The organism is Rhodococcus sp. Z13 (genome assembly GCF_025837095.1).
GTDB lineage: Bacteria > Actinomycetota > Actinomycetes > Mycobacteriales > Mycobacteriaceae > Rhodococcus > Rhodococcus sacchari.
Genome location: NZ_CP107551.1, coordinates 1218670 through 1231360 on the forward strand (window position 1 = coordinate 1218670; position 12691 = coordinate 1231360).

The following is a 12691-nucleotide window of genomic DNA, read 5'->3' on the forward strand; positions in this document are numbered from 1 at the left end:
GTGCGGCACCGACGATTTCGGTGCGCTTACGAACGATGTCGTCCTATCTATCTAGCACAGACCGGCTCAGGACTGACAGTGCTGCTCCGGCTGCGGCTCCTCGACGGTGATCGTGAAGGGCGGGTGCTCATCGGGTGCGGTGTGGTCGCCGCGCCAGGCCAGCAGCGACCAGCGCGACAGGCCGGACAGGGCCGAGCCGAGGCTGGCGAAGGAGAACGACGACAGGGCCGAACCCGCCGAGCCGATCGACCCTATGGACAGGATCGACCCGCAACTGCCGACGGACAGGACGGAGTAGGAGGAGCCGATCGACAGGATCGACCCCTCGGAGGCGATCGACAGGATCGACCGGTGGGATCGGAGGGACTTCCACGAGGTACGACGCGCGGTGAAGGCCATGCTCTGGTCTAACACGCCGGGACGCGACGTGGGGGCGGTTCGGAACCGGGGGACGACGAAGGCCACCGGATGGATCCGGTGGCCTTCGTACGTGCTCTGTGCGTCCGCCCGATCAGGGGACGGCGACGAGTCCCACGGTGGGGAGGAAACCGCACGAACGCGGCTCCGCGCCTTCCTTCTGGGTGGTGATCCCGCCGGAGATGGCCGCGAGGACCTGGCCGGGGCCGGTCTCGACGATCGCACTCAGCGTGGTCGGGCCCTCCGGGTTGATCTTCGCCTCGTTGTGGAGCGTCGCCGTGCCGGTGCGTCCGTTGGAGACGTTGATCCAGCTGACCGTCAGGCCCTGCTCCACGTCGGCGGCCGGGGCGGTGCCGAGGGCGGTGAAGACGAAGCCCACCTGGCCGGCGGCCGGGCCGGGCGGCGGCAGCTTCGCCGGACCCGGGACCGCGAGCGCGGTGCCGACGGAGTCCTGGCCGTCGCCGATGCAACCCTGCCCGATGGTCGGGTAGAGGAACTGGGAGATGACCACGGTGTCGGGATCCGGGATCTCGGGGCCGCCGCCACCGCTGCCGTCGAGGAAGGTGATGACCCGCAGCAGCGTGCTCTTCACGTTGTCGGGCAGCTGGGAGTTCTCCAGCAGTTCCCGCGCGGTGGCGAGGAGATCGTTCTTGCCGTCGGCGACGTCGGCCGGGCCGGCGGCGGCACCGAGGATGGCGGGCGCGAGGGAGGCGAGGGCCTCGACCTCCTTGCGATCGGCGTCGACGCTCCCGAACAGTTCGGTCAGCGATTCGACCGAGAGGTCGGCCGGCACGGCGAACTGGGGAAGCTCCAGGATGTGCGCCGGGTCGGGCAGAGCCGGAGGTTCCGGTTGCGCGACTGCGTGCGTCGGCACGATCAGCCCCGCGGTGGCGGCGAGTGCAGACACCATGAGCGCCCGTCGCATTCCTCGAGTACGAAGCACTGTTCCCCATCCTTGTCGTTGAAGCACGCGGACGTTCCGGGCGAACGACCGAGCGCTGACGGCCCGAGGAGACACTTTATGGAGCCTCCTTGGTACAGGACAAGCCCGCCGTGCCGGAGCGGCCGGCCGGTTGCCCGTGGGGGGAGTGTAGCCACAGGCCGTCCTGAACTCTCGATGCGACGACGGTAACCCGTCCGACCTGTGAAGATTGGGGCTGGAGATGAAATCGTTACAGGAGTGACGTTCGGTTCCGTTTTGTTCCTGTCCGAGCGGTAATCTCTAGCGCCGGGTCCGGTACAGCCGGAGAACGATCGACGGGAGAGGCCGTACCGCAGTGCCACGAGGTTTTCCGGTGCACCGGACGTGGGGGTGTGCGGCGCTGCTGATCGTCTCCGTCGTCGTGCGCCTCACCTGGGGGTTCCTCACTCCCAACGGCATGAATCTCGTCGACCTGCACGTCTACGCGGACGGTGCCGCCGCGCTGCTGCAGGGGCACCTCTACGACTTCACCTACTCCGAGGACACCCCCGACTTCCCGCTGCCGTTCACCTACCCGCCCTTCGCGGCGCTGGTGTTCCTCCCCTTGCACCTGGTGCCCTTCGGGGTGCTGGGGGTCGCGTGGCAGCTGCTGACCGTCGCGGCGCTGTTCGCCGTCGTCCGCCTCGCCCTCGAACTGATCGTCGGCCCGGAGCGCGCCCACAGCCGCACCTGGACCGGGATCGCGCTGCTGTGGACCGCGGTGGGGATCTGGACGGAACCGGTCCGCACCACCCTCGACTACGGGCAGATCAACGTCTTCCTCGTGCTCGGCGTCATGATCGCCGCCCGCAGCGCCCGATGGTGGGTGTCCGGCGGCCTCGTCGGCATCCTCGCGGGCATCAAGCTCACCCCGGCCATCACCGGGCTGTACTTCCTGGCGCAGCGGCGTTGGCGGGCGGCGGTGTTCTCCGCGGTCTCCTTCGCCGCGACCGTCCTGGTGAGCTGGCTCGTCCTCGGCTCCCAGGCCGCCACCTACTTCACCTCGTTCTTCGGCGACGCCGACCGAATCGGCCCCGTGGTGTCGGTGTGGAACCAGTCGCTGCGCGGGGCATTGAGCCGCCTCGCCGGGGAGGACATCGGCAACGGTGTCCTGTGGCTCGCCGGGGCGACGGTCTGCGCGGCACTCGCCGTCGCCGCCTGGCGGGCGCTCGACCGCATCGCCCCCGGCGACCGGCTCGGCACCCTGCTGATCGTCCAGCTCTTCGGCCTGCTGGTCTCGCCGATCTCGTGGGTCCACCACTGGGTGTGGGTGGCTCCGATGCTGCTGTGGCTGGTGCACGGGCCGCTGGCCCGGGAGACGGCCGCGCGCGTGGTCGCGGTGGGCTGGGCGCTCATCACGCTGATCGGGGTGCCGTGGGTACTCAGCATCGCCCAGGACTCGATCTGGGACGTCGAACGGCCCGCGCCGCTCGCGTGGCTCGGCGCGATCAACGTCGCCGGTGTGCTCGTCTTCTACGGTCTGCTCGTCGGCGTGGGCCGGAGGAACCGGCGCGACGCGGCCGGCGCTACAGCCCGACCCGGCGGGCTTCCTGGTCGATCCGGTGCGCAAGCGCCGGATCCGACGCCGTGATGCCCCCGGCCGAGTGCGTGCTGAGCAGGAAGGTCACCTTCCGCCAGCGGATGTCGATGTCGGGATGGTGATTCATCTCCTCGGCGACGACCGCGACCTTGTCCACGAGGGCGATCGCGTCGAGGAAGGTCGGCGCCTCGATGGTGCGGACCAGGGCGTCTCCGGCGCGATGCCACTGCGACAGGTCCGCCAGCGCGGTGTCGATCTCTCCGTCCGTCAGCAGCTGGGCCATGATCCATTCTGGGACGATGCACGTCATGACTGCAACAACACCGGCCCCACCGGGCCACGTGGTGGCGGGCGCCGTCGTCCGTGACGGCCGTGTGCTGCTCGCGCAGCGCACCCGTCCGGCCGAACTCGCGGGACTGTGGGAGCTGCCGGGCGGGAAGGCCGAGCCGGGGGAGAGCATCGAGGCCGCCTTGGTCCGGGAGCTGCGGGAGGAACTCGGGGTCGAGGTGCGCGGCGCCGAGCGGATCGGGCCGGCGGTGCCGCTGGCGGGCGGACGGGAGCTGTGTGCCTACCTGGTGGAACTGGTGTCGGGGGTGCCGCGGCCGCTCGACCACGCCGCCCTGCGGTGGGTCGACGCCGACGAACTCGACTCGGTCGATCTCGTGCCGGCCGACCGCGCGTGGATCCCGGACCTGCGGGAGCATCTGCGGCGTTGAATCTGCGGTGCTGAAGCGGGGCGGGATCCGGACCGCCGGGCTCAGGCGGCGCGGGCCTTCTCCAGGTACTTGCGCAGTTCCTTCTTGCTCAGGCCGTCGTTCTCGACCTTCTTCATGCGCATCACGACCACCGGGCACTTGAGGCACCGCGTCTTCTTGCGGCAGCACTTCTTCTTCGGCTTCAAGCTCGCGACCTTGCTCGGCTTGACCTTTCCCATGGGTCTCCCGTCCTGCCTTCCCGGACCGAGGGATCGTGACTGTTCCGGTCCCGTGAAGGGGAGGTTAGCATTCCCTTACTCGCCATCCCGGGAACTGTGCGTCCGGAAAGTCGCGGTCGAGCACGGCGGAAGCGGGTCGGGGAGTGTCGAGCGTCACGCCCGTCGGGCACCGACCTGCGGCGATGAGGTGGGGTAGGCGCGCCGACCCGCACGAAGGCTGTAAAGTGTATCGATGGCCGCAGTACCTGCGCGCGCCGACGGCGACGTCGCGGGTGGCTCGCAATCTCGCGTCGCGGCCATCGAGACGAACGCCGTACGGGCGAGGTGCCGACCGGGTCCAGTGCCGTGTGGCCGGACTACAGCCAGGAGAGCTATCGCGTGAGCACCGCTGATTTTCGGAACGTCGCCATCGTGGCGCACGTCGACCACGGAAAGACCACTCTCGTCGACGCCATGTTGCGCCAGTCGGGCGCGTTCGCCGAACGTGCGGAACTCGTCGACCGGGTCATGGACTCCGGCGACCTCGAGCGCGAGAAGGGCATCACCATTCTCGCGAAGAACACCGCGGTGCACCGGCACCACGCCGACGGCACCGTGACCGTCATCAACGTCATCGACACCCCCGGCCACGCCGACTTCGGCGGTGAGGTCGAGCGCGGCCTGTCCATGGTCGACGGTGTCGTCCTGCTCGTCGACGCGTCCGAGGGCCCGCTCCCGCAGACCCGCTTCGTGCTGCGCAAGGCGCTCGCCGCCTGCCTGCCGGTGATCCTCGTGGTCAACAAGACCGACCGCCCCGACGCCCGCATCGCCGAGGTCGTCGAGGAGAGCCAGACCCTGCTGCTCGATCTCGCCTCGGACCTCGCCGACGAGGCCGCCGAGGCCGCCGAGCTCGCGCTCGAACTGCCCGTCCTCTACGCCTCCGGCCGCGAGGGCAAGGCCTCCAAGAAGCAGCCCGAGAACGGCCAGGTCCCCGACGCCGAGAACCTCGACGAGCTCTTCGAGGTCCTCATGGAGTGCATCCCCGCCCCCAAGGGCGATCCGTCGGCGCCGCTGCAGGCCCACGTCACCAACCTCGACGCGTCCGAGTTCCTCGGCCGCCTCGCCCTGCTGCGCATCCACCAGGGTGAGCTGCGCAAGGGCCAGACCGTCGCGTGGATGCACGCCGACGGCGTCAAGAACGTCAAGATCACCGAGCTGCTCAAGACCGTCGGTGTCGAGCGCCAGCCCGGTGAGGTCGCCGTGGCCGGCGACATCGTCGCCGTCGCCGGTATCCCGGACATCATGATCGGCGACACCCTCGCCGATCCGGAGAACCCGGTCGCGCTGCCGCGCATCACCGTCGACGAGCCGGCCATCTCGATGGTCATCGGCACCAACACCTCGCCGCTCGTCGGCCGCGTGAAGGGCCACAAGCTCACCGCCCGCATGGTCAAGTCCCGCCTCGACGCCGAGCTCGTCGGCAACGTGTCGCTGCGCGTGCTCGACATCGGACGCCCGGACGCCTGGGAGGTCCAGGGGCGTGGCGAGCTCGCCCTCGCGATCCTCGTCGAGCAGATGCGCCGCGAAGGCTTCGAGCTGACCGTCGGCAAGCCCCAGGTGGTCACCAAGACCATCGACGGCAAGCTGCACGAGCCCTACGAGGAGCTCACGATCGACACCCCCGAGGAGCACCTCGGCGCGATCACCCAGCTCCTCGCGAACCGCAAGGGCAAGATGGTCCAGATGACCAACCAGGGCACCGGCTGGATCCGCATGGAGTTCCTCGTGCCGTCGCGCGGTCTGATCGGTTTCCGCACCGACTTCCTCACCGAGACCCGCGGCACCGGTATCGCCAACGCCGTCTTCCACGGCTACGCGCCGTGGGCCGGCGAGATCCGGGCCCGCCACACCGGTTCGCTCGTCTCCGACCGGGCCGGCACCGTCACCCCGTTCGCGATGATCCAGCTCGCCGACCGTGGCACCTTCTTCGTCGAGCCGGGCAGCGACACCTACGAGGGCCACGTCGTGGGCATCAACCCGCGCGCCGAGGACCTCGACATCAACGTCACCCGCGAGAAGAAGCTCACCAACATGCGCTCTTCGACCGCCGACGTGATGGAGACCCTCGCCAAGCCGATCGAGCTCACCCTCGAGGCCGCCCTCGAGTTCTGTGCTGTCGACGAGTGCGTCGAGGTCACGCCCGAGGACGTGCGCGTGCGCAAGGTGCACCTGTCCGCGACCGACCGTGCGCGTGCCCGGTCGCGTGAGAAGGCCCGTAACAAGTAGTCAGGCTGTGGGTGGCCCCGGCGAGCACGTGCTGGCCGGGGCCACCCACGTACCAGCCGCCCGACGGAAGGGAGCCCGAGTGTCGCGTACGTCTGCCCGCCGCTGGCGCACCGGGGCGACGGCCGGACTCGCGGTCCTGGCGCTGACGCTGACCGCCTGTACCGCCGATCCGCCGCCGCCGATCGAGCAGGCCGAACCCACCCCGCCACCGGCTCCCGCCCCGAAACGCACCACCGTGGTGGTCTCGGTCGACGAGATCGGCTCCGGCTTCAACCCGCACCTGCTGGCCGACCAGACCCCGGTCGCGAACGCCGTCGCCGAACTCGTGCTGCCCAGCGCCTTCCGCGCCGTGCCCGACCCGGAGAGGCCCGCCGCCTCCGTGTGGGTCCCCGACGACGCGCTGCTGATCTCCGCCGAGGTCACCGACGAGAACCCCTTCACCATCACGTACCGGCTGCGCGGCGATGCCCAGTGGTCGGACGGCGCTCCGATCGCCGCCGAGGACTTCCGTTATCTGTGGCGGCAGATGGTCACCCAGCCCGGCGTGGTCGATCCCGCCGGCTACCGCCTCATCGACGACGTGAAGTCCTCCGGCGGTGGCAAGACCGTCACGGTGACCCTGCGCGAGCCGTATCCCGCCTGGCGCGAACTGTTCACGAACCTGCTGCCCGCCCACCTCGTCAAGGACACGCCCGGCGGGTTCTCCACCGGTCTGTCCGAGACCGTCCCGGTCTCCGGCGGCCGGTTCCATGTCGACACCGTCGACCGCGGCCGCGGCGAGGTGCTGCTCGAACGCAACGACCGGTTCTGGGGTACCCCGGCCGTGCCCGACGAGGTCCTCCTGCGCCGCAGCGGCAGCGACGCGCAGGTCACCCAGTCGATGCGCAGCGGCGACACGCAGGTCGTGCAGCACCGCGGCGGCCGCGCCCTCGAAGCCCAGCTCGGCGCCGTACCGGGCGTGCGGACCGGCGTGCAGCTGCAGTCGCGCACCCTCGACCTGACGCTCAACACCCGCACGCCCGAACTCACCGACCCGCAGGTGCGACGCGGGCTGCTCGGCCTGCTCGACCCCGACCTGCTCGGCATGGTCGCCGCCGGCACCGAGACCGGTGTGGTGCCCGCCCGCGCGCAGGTGCTCGCACCCTCCGATCCGGGCTACGCCCCGTCGATGCCGCCGCGCCCCGACCGGGAGGGAGCCCTCCGTCTGCTGGCCGAGGCCGGATACCTGCCCGTCCCGCCCGAACCCGTCGCCGTCGATCCGGCGCCGGTTCCCGAGGACGCCGCGCCGGCCGAGCCGTCGGCGCCCGTCCCGGAGCCTCCCGTCACGACCACCCCTGCCGCGACCACCGCCGCCGGCCCGACCGGTCCCGCCCTGCCGGAGGGCACCCTGGTGCGCGACGGCCGGCCGTTGACGCTTGTCGTCGGGGTGCCGGAGGGCGACGACATCGCCCGCGCCGTGGCCCGCACCGCCGTCGACGTGTGGCGCGGCGCCGGTATCGACGCGTCCGTCGAGGAGATCGAGCCCGGCGAGCTGTACGGGGAGTCGCTCGTCGAGGGCGACGTGCACGCGATCGTCGGCTGGACGCGGGCCGGGGGAGATCCCGCCACCGCTGCCCTGTCGCGGTTCGGGTGCCTGCCCGCCCCGGTCGATCCGGCGGTGGAGACCGAGGAGACCGGTGAGGCCACTGCATCCGACACCGTCGGCGCCGATGCCGCGGTTCCCGGCGCCACCGCGGAGACCACCGACCGGCCCGACCCGGAGGACCTGCGCGAAGCACTCGAAGCGCAGCTGGAAGCGCCGAGCAATCTGTCGGGTGCCTGCGTCCCCGAACTCGAGCCGCGGCTGCTCGACGGGCTCCGTGGCACCGCCGACGCCGCGGAGATCCTGGCCGCTGCCCAGCCGCAGCTGTGGGATCTCGCCGTGACCCTGCCGATCTCGCAGGACCGAGCCGTCGTCGCCGCCGGACCGGGCGTCGAGAACGTCTCGCTGACCGCGGCGGTCGCCACCGGGATCCTCGGTGACGCCTCGCTGTGGTCGAGGACCACACCGTGAACCCGTGGGGAAGGACCGCGCCGTGACCGAAACCCCTGTACCAGAGAGCCCTGTACCCGGAATCGCCGATCGCCGGCTGCTCCTCGTACATGCCCATCCCGACGACGAGACCCTCACCACCGGAGGTGTCATCGCCCGCTACGTCTCCGAAGGCGTCGAGGTCACCGTCGTGACCTGCACCCTCGGTGAGGAGGGCGAGGTCATCGGCGACGAGTGGGCGCAGCTCACCGCCGACCGGGCCGACCAGCTCGGCGGCTACCGCATCGTCGAACTCACCCGCGCGCTCGGGGCGCTCGGCGTGGACCGGCCGCGGTTCCTCGGCGGGGCCGGGCACTGGCGGGACTCCGGCATGGCCGGCACCCCGTCGGCGGAGAACCCGCGTGCCTGGGTCAACGCCGACCCGGAGGAGGCCGTCGAGGCGCTCGTCGCGGTGATCCGCGAGACCCGGCCGCACGTGGTGGTCACCTACGACCCCGTCGGCGGTTACGGGCATCCCGACCACATCGCCGTGCACGAGCGTGTCACCGCGGCCGTGGAGGCGGCGGGGACCGAGGACTATCCGGCTGCCGGTGCACCCTGGACACCGGCGAAGGTGTACTGGACGGTGACCGAGCGCTCCGCTCTCGAACGTGGCCTCGCCGAGATGGGGGAGTTGCCGGAGGGCTGGCGGCGTCCCGAACCGGGCGAGCTGCCGAGCGTGCCGGACGAGCAGGTCACGACCGTCGTCGACGTCCGGTCGGTGCTCGACGCGAAGCGCACCGCCATGGCGGCGCACGCCACCCAGGTGCTGGTCGCGCCGGGTGGGGAGCAGTTCGCGCTGTCCAATCTCGTCGCGCAGCCGGTCTTCGACCAGGAGCACTTCGTTCTGGTGCGGGGCGAACGGGGTCATGTCGACGCCACGGGCCGGGAGGACGACCTCTTCTCCGGAATCGGATAGTGTGATTCAGGTCATTATCGTGTCGATGAAGTGACCTGCGTCATACAGGGGGTCCGATGTACAACTGGTCCGTCCAGAATCAGATCGTCGCGTTCGTGGACTCGCTGCGACCGTATGCCGACCAGATCCACGCCGACTACTGGAACGCCCTCTACGCCTGGGCCGACCAGCAGAGCGCGCTGCTCACCATGCTGGGCTACCCGCCGGTGCCCTGAACCACCCGCCCATCCCTGCCCCGACCCGGTTGCGAGGCCCGAGCCCCGGTAGCGCACCATCGAAGCATGACTGTCGATCCCGCAATCGCAGCCCCCGCCGCGGCACCCCTCGAGACTGGGCCGCGTCGAGGAGTGGTCGCGCTGCTCGTGCTCGACGGTGCGCTGTGCGCCCTGTTGTCGGTCTTCTTCCTGGGCCTGTACATCGGCGGGGTGCCGTTCCCCGTCACCCTCGTCCTGTCCGGCATCGCCAATCTCCTGCTGGTGATGGCGGTCCGCACCGAGACCGGCTCGCTGCGCCCGGCGGTGCTGCCGCTCGTCGCGTGGGCGGTGATGTTCTTCGTCTGCCTGTTCGGCGGTCCCGGCGGCGACGTGCTGCTCGTCGACGACTGGCGCACCCTGCTGCTGCCCGTCACCGCGCTCGCCCCGGCCGGCGCCTACCTGTTCTCGGCCCGCATCAAGGAGATCACCCGGCAGGTGTCGCCGGCAGCCCCGCAGCCCGGCCCGCGTCCCTGAGCACATCGGTCACCATCTCCCGGGTCAACCGCCCGGTGAAGGTGTTCTGCTGGCTGACGTGATAGCAGCCGAACAGTTGCAGCGGCCGCTCCCGCCGCTCGGTCGGCGCGAGGACCGCGTGCGCGCCGTGCCCGAATCTCGGCCGCGGCACCGGGATCGCCCACCCCGCCGCGGCGAGCACCGGCAACAGGGCCTGCCACCCGAAACCCCCGAGGACCACCACCGACCGCAGTGTGGGGGAGAGCAGGTCGAGTTCCTGCTCGAGCCAGTGCCGGCAGGTGTCGCGTTCGACGACCGTCGGCTTGTTCTCCGGCGGCGCACAGTGCACCGGTGAGGTGATGCGGGTGCCGAACAGTTCCAGCCCGTCACCGGTGCGGGTGGCGGTGGGCTGCGAGGCGAGACCCGCCTCGTGCAGGGCGGCGTAGAGCACCTCACCCGACCGGTCGCCGGTGAACATCCGGCCCGTCCGGTTCGCGCCGTGCGCCGCGGGCGCGAGCCCGACGATCAGCAGCGCGGCGTCGGCCGGGCCGAAACCCGGGACGGGCCGCCCCCAGTACTCCTCGTCGCGGAAGGCCGCGCGTTTCTCCCGTGCGACCCGCTCCCGCCACGCGACCAGCCGCGGGCAGGCCCGGCAGTCGATCAGTGCCTCGTCGAGTTCCATGAGTGTGCTCGGCGGTGTGCCGCGCAACGGTCCCCTCATCGCTGCATCCACCTCCCACCCATGCCCGGGGTGACCTCGTCGACGAGCGACCACGCCAGCTCCTCGGGCAGGTCCACCACCTCGTACCGGCCGGCGCCGGCGGGGGTCGCGGCGACGACGGTCGCGAGCCCGGACCGTCGCTGGAAGAAGGTCTGCCGGACCGTCCACCCGATCACCCCGTCGGCGTCCAGGTGCACGCGCTGCCGGTCGACCGACCCGCTGCGGGCGACCAGCCGTCCGCGCACCACGGCGTGCCCGAGCCCTCGATAGCGGTCCTGTGCGAGCGCCACCGCCGCGACCAGCAGCACCGACACCACGATCGTCAGGGGAACGGGGACGGGCCGTCCGGTGAGCCGGAGCACGACCCCTGCGACCGCCACGGCGACCGCCAGGGGACCGAGGGTGCGGACGTAGCGCCGCCGGCGCGCGGCCGGGCCGTGTGCGCGCAGTGGCACGTCGACGGGCGCCGGGTCGGTGAGCACCTCCGCCGCGACCCGCCGCACCTCCTGTTCGGGCGCCGACGGCAGGACCAGCGACGAGCCGCCCGGTCCCGTCTCCACCCCGGTCATCACGGCGTCGAGGCGGGCCGCACCCACCAGCCGGAGCGCGAGCGGTTCGCGCACCACGACCCCGCGCAGCCGGGCCCGGTCGAGGGTGGTGTGCCGGGTCTCGAGCAGACCCCGGCCGATGCGCAGCACCCGGCCGTCGTCGGTCACCCGCAGGTTGCCGTAGACCAGCAGGTACCGCACGCATGCTGCGACACTCGCGACCGCCAGGACGGCGACCAGCAGCACACCGAGGGCCACGATCGGCCCGATGGCCGCGACGGTCTCGACGCCGCGCCGCACGACCTGCGACTCGGCGATGCGCCGGCCCAGCTCGAACTGGAAGAGTGCACCCGCGACCGCGGCGACACCGGCCAGTCCGGTCGCGGAGAACGGCGCGTAGCGCACCCACCGCGGGTCGAACCGGGCCAGTTCGCGTTCGGCTCGCGCCCCGGCGTTCCCTGTCGCAGCGTTCCCTGTCGCAGCGTTCCCGGTCTCGGTGGTCCTCGTCTCGGAACTCTGCTCGGTTTCGCGGGCCACGGCCAGCAACGCGGCCCGCAACGCCGGCACCGCAGCGACCGGCAGCCCGGCGAGCTCGAAGCGGTTGCGGTCGTCGCCGCTGCGCTGCCCGGTCCCGATCTTCACCACGGCCAGGCCCAGCAGACGGTGCAGCACCCGCTGCTCGACGTCCACCGACCGGATCCGGCTGCGCGGCACCGACAGCTCCTGGCGCTGCAGCAGCCCACGCCGCAGTTCCACGTGGACGGGACCGATCCGGTAGGTGGTGGTGAACCACCGCAACAGGCCCACCGTCACGAGCACCCCGGCGACCGCGAGCCCCAGGAACGGATTGCCCTGGGCGGTACCCAGGATCACCGTGCCGACCAGCACCGGCAGCAGCCTGAGGAGCTCCTCGATCGGGTGGACGAGCAGCATCCGGCCGTCCAGTCGCGACCACGGCACCTGTTCGTCGGGGCGGGGTTCCGTCTCGGGGGGAGGGGGCACGGTCATGTGGCGTCCGCCTCGGCTGTGGCGGCGAGCGCGGTCAGACGGGCGACGGTCTCGTCGGCGACGTCCCGGTCGAGGGCTGCGATCCTCACCGCGCCCGCTGCCGACGCGGTGGTGACCGTGACCGTGGCCAGGCCCAGCCAGCGGTCCAGCGGCCCGCGTTCGGTGTCGACGGTCTGGATCCGCGAGATCGGGGCGATGCGACGCTCCTGCGTCCACCAGCCCGACCTGGTGTACACGGCGGTGTCGTCGATCTCCCAGCGGTGCACCCGGTACCGCCAGAACGGCACCACACCGATGTGAGGGCCGGCGAGCACGACGGTCGCGGCCGCGGCGACGAGATGCCAGACCGGGGCCACCGGGGCGACGACCACCCACACGACCTGCGCGATCACCACCGGCAGCCACATCAGGGCCGCTCCCGCCGCCCACAGGAGACGGGCCTTCGGGCTCGGGTGCCAGGCGGGTTCGCGCATCATCACCACGGTGGAGGCGTGCCCCGTATCGCTGTCGTCCAACCCGTACCTCCTGCTCCGCCCGACCCGTATCGTGAACCACGCTAGGCTGGATTCCGAAGCCCGGGCCGGAACCCGTCCCCGTCGG

General features: G+C 71.4%; 14 protein-coding genes. 7 read left to right on the forward strand and 7 right to left on the reverse strand.

The genetic code is table 11. The features are described 5' to 3' along the window. Positions 1-66 precede the first annotated feature (66 nt). Together OED52_RS05645 and OED52_RS05650 are read right to left on the reverse strand one after the other, a co-directional pair. A complete protein-coding gene (locus OED52_RS05645; RefSeq protein ID WP_264154590.1) occupies positions 67-399 on the reverse strand; it encodes a hypothetical protein in 333 nt (110 codons plus the stop codon). Positions 400-511: 112 nt separating this feature from the next. Beyond that, positions 512-1342 carry an Rv1157c family protein gene (locus OED52_RS05650; protein ID WP_264154591.1) on the reverse strand — a complete coding sequence of 277 codons (831 nt, stop codon included), beginning with the start codon at positions 1340-1342 and terminating at the stop codon, positions 512-514. 370 nt (positions 1343-1712) lie between these two features. Here OED52_RS05650 and OED52_RS05655 point away from each other — a divergent pair, with 370 nt between their 5' ends. Then, the gene (locus OED52_RS05655; RefSeq protein WP_264153697.1) at positions 1713-2969 is read left to right on the forward strand and encodes a mannosyltransferase; all 1257 of its coding nucleotides are present in this window, start codon (positions 1713-1715) and stop codon (positions 2967-2969) included. On the opposite strand, the gene OED52_RS05660 is transcribed toward OED52_RS05655, so the two are convergent. Continuing rightward, positions 2905-3201: a 4a-hydroxytetrahydrobiopterin dehydratase gene (locus OED52_RS05660; protein WP_264154592.1), complete on the reverse strand. Its 297-nt coding sequence runs from the start codon at positions 3199-3201 to the stop codon at positions 2905-2907. The two genes, OED52_RS05655 and OED52_RS05660, sit on opposite strands and share 65 nt — an antisense overlap. Positions 3202-3226: 25 nt before the next feature. Here OED52_RS05660 and OED52_RS05665 point away from each other — a divergent pair, with 25 nt between their 5' ends. Then, positions 3227-3634 (forward strand): (deoxy)nucleoside triphosphate pyrophosphohydrolase, encoded by a 408-nt coding sequence (locus OED52_RS05665; protein ID WP_264153698.1) that lies wholly within the window; start codon positions 3227-3229, stop codon positions 3632-3634. A gap of 41 nt (positions 3635-3675) precedes the next feature. Here OED52_RS05665 and OED52_RS05670 read toward each other — a convergent pair whose 3' ends face one another. Further along, a complete protein-coding gene (locus OED52_RS05670) occupies positions 3676-3852 on the reverse strand; it encodes a hypothetical protein (protein WP_264153699.1) in 177 nt (58 codons plus the stop codon). A gap of 378 nt (positions 3853-4230) precedes the next feature. On the opposite strand from OED52_RS05670, the gene typA reads away from it, so the two are divergent. The 5 genes from typA to OED52_RS05695 all read left to right on the forward strand — a co-directional run bounded on the left by typA (position 4231) and on the right by OED52_RS05695 (position 9835). Then, positions 4231-6117, forward strand: a complete 1887-nt coding sequence (typA, locus tag OED52_RS05675) for a translational GTPase TypA (protein ID WP_264153700.1) — start codon at positions 4231-4233, stop codon at positions 6115-6117. 79 nt (positions 6118-6196) lie between these two features. Then, on the forward strand, positions 6197-8170 hold the full coding sequence (locus OED52_RS05680; RefSeq protein WP_264153701.1) for an ABC transporter family substrate-binding protein: 1974 nt from the start codon (positions 6197-6199) through the stop codon (positions 8168-8170). Between the two features lie 61 nt (positions 8171-8231). Continuing rightward, the gene (gene mshB / locus OED52_RS05685) at positions 8232-9107 is read left to right on the forward strand and encodes an N-acetyl-1-D-myo-inositol-2-amino-2-deoxy-alpha-D-glucopyranoside deacetylase (RefSeq protein ID WP_264154593.1); all 876 of its coding nucleotides are present in this window, start codon (positions 8232-8234) and stop codon (positions 9105-9107) included. A gap of 56 nt (positions 9108-9163) precedes the next feature. Continuing rightward, positions 9164-9322 carry a hypothetical protein gene (locus OED52_RS05690; protein WP_264153702.1) on the forward strand — a complete coding sequence of 53 codons (159 nt, stop codon included), beginning with the start codon at positions 9164-9166 and terminating at the stop codon, positions 9320-9322. A 66-nt stretch (positions 9323-9388) separates the two neighbouring features. Continuing rightward, the gene (locus tag OED52_RS05695; RefSeq protein ID WP_264153703.1) at positions 9389-9835 is read left to right on the forward strand and encodes a hypothetical protein; all 447 of its coding nucleotides are present in this window, start codon (positions 9389-9391) and stop codon (positions 9833-9835) included. On the opposite strand, the gene OED52_RS05700 is transcribed toward OED52_RS05695, so the two are convergent. The 3 genes from OED52_RS05700 to OED52_RS05710 are packed head-to-tail and all read right to left on the reverse strand — an operon-like array spanning position 9786 to position 12567. Beyond that, entirely contained in the window at positions 9786-10535 is a 750-nt protein-coding gene (locus OED52_RS05700; protein ID WP_318841910.1) for a uracil-DNA glycosylase, read from the reverse strand. The genes OED52_RS05695 and OED52_RS05700 overlap by 50 nt on opposite strands. Then, positions 10532-12091, reverse strand: coding sequence for a PH domain-containing protein (locus OED52_RS05705; protein WP_264153704.1), 1560 nt, complete (start codon positions 12089-12091; stop codon positions 10532-10534). Before OED52_RS05705 ends, OED52_RS05700 begins: the two co-directional genes overlap by 4 nt. Beyond that, positions 12088-12567 carry a PH domain-containing protein gene (locus OED52_RS05710; RefSeq protein WP_264154595.1) on the reverse strand — a complete coding sequence of 160 codons (480 nt, stop codon included), beginning with the start codon at positions 12565-12567 and terminating at the stop codon, positions 12088-12090. Before OED52_RS05710 ends, OED52_RS05705 begins: the two co-directional genes overlap by 4 nt. Between the last annotated feature and the right edge of the window lie 124 nt (positions 12568-12691).

What these genes read in the sequence shown, in the direction of transcription:
- OED52_RS05645 (WP_264154590.1), bottom strand. Translation starts at nt 399, where the DNA reads ATGGCCTTCACCGCGCGTCGTACCTCGTGGAAGTCCCTCCGATCCCAC.
- OED52_RS05650 (WP_264154591.1), bottom strand. Translation starts at nt 1,342, where the DNA reads ATGCGACGGGCGCTCATGGTGTCTGCACTCGCCGCCACCGCGGGGCTG.
- OED52_RS05660 (WP_264154592.1), bottom strand. Translation starts at nt 3,201, where the DNA reads ATGGCCCAGCTGCTGACGGACGGAGAGATCGACACCGCGCTGGCGGAC.
- OED52_RS05665 (WP_264153698.1), top strand. Translation starts at nt 3,227, where the DNA reads ATGACTGCAACAACACCGGCCCCACCGGGCCACGTGGTGGCGGGCGCC.
- OED52_RS05670 (WP_264153699.1), bottom strand. Translation starts at nt 3,852, where the DNA reads ATGGGAAAGGTCAAGCCGAGCAAGGTCGCGAGCTTGAAGCCGAAGAAG.
- OED52_RS05690 (WP_264153702.1), top strand. Translation starts at nt 9,164, where the DNA reads ATGTACAACTGGTCCGTCCAGAATCAGATCGTCGCGTTCGTGGACTCG.
- OED52_RS05695 (WP_264153703.1), top strand. Translation starts at nt 9,389, where the DNA reads ATGACTGTCGATCCCGCAATCGCAGCCCCCGCCGCGGCACCCCTCGAG.
- OED52_RS05700 (WP_318841910.1), bottom strand. Translation starts at nt 10,535, where the DNA reads ATGAGGGGACCGTTGCGCGGCACACCGCCGAGCACACTCATGGAACTC.
- OED52_RS05705 (WP_264153704.1), bottom strand. Translation starts at nt 12,091, where the DNA reads ATGACCGTGCCCCCTCCCCCCGAGACGGAACCCCGCCCCGACGAACAG.
- OED52_RS05710 (WP_264154595.1), bottom strand. Translation starts at nt 12,567, where the DNA reads ATGATGCGCGAACCCGCCTGGCACCCGAGCCCGAAGGCCCGTCTCCTG.